At 50.3% G+C, this 358-nt stretch carries 1 protein-coding gene; it reads left to right on the top strand.

Annotation, left to right across the window (positions count from 1 at the left end):
* A partial coding sequence (locus tag J0A66_RS22150; protein ID WP_206575999.1) for a glycine--tRNA ligase subunit alpha occupies positions 1-358 on the top strand: 358 nt, incomplete at both ends.

The raw sequence follows: 358 nt of genomic DNA, 5'->3' as shown, positions 1-358 counted from the left end.
GTTGAAACCCTCCCCGGATAACATTCAGGAGTTGTATCTGGGCTCGTTAAGAGAGTTGGGTTTTGATCCGCTGGTTCACGACATTCGTTTTGTCGAAGACAACTGGGAATCCCCTACGCTAGGTGCCTGGGGACTGGGCTGGGAAGTTTGGCTTAACGGCATGGAAGTGACCCAGTTTACCTATTTCCAGCAGGTTGGCGGTATCGAGTGCGCACCGGTAACCGGTGAGATCACTTATGGTCTGGAACGACTGGCCATGTATATTCAGGGCGTTGATAGCATTTATGATTTGGTATGGACCGACGGCCCAATGGGTCGGGTTACTTATGGTGATGTGTTCCATCAAAATGAAGTAGAG

Source organism: Bowmanella dokdonensis, from assembly GCF_017254865.1.
In the GTDB taxonomy this organism is placed as follows: domain Bacteria; phylum Pseudomonadota; class Gammaproteobacteria; order Enterobacterales; family Alteromonadaceae; genus Bowmanella; species Bowmanella dokdonensis.
Note: the sequence above shows the minus strand (reverse complement) of the source record. Positions and strands in the feature narration are given on the sequence as shown.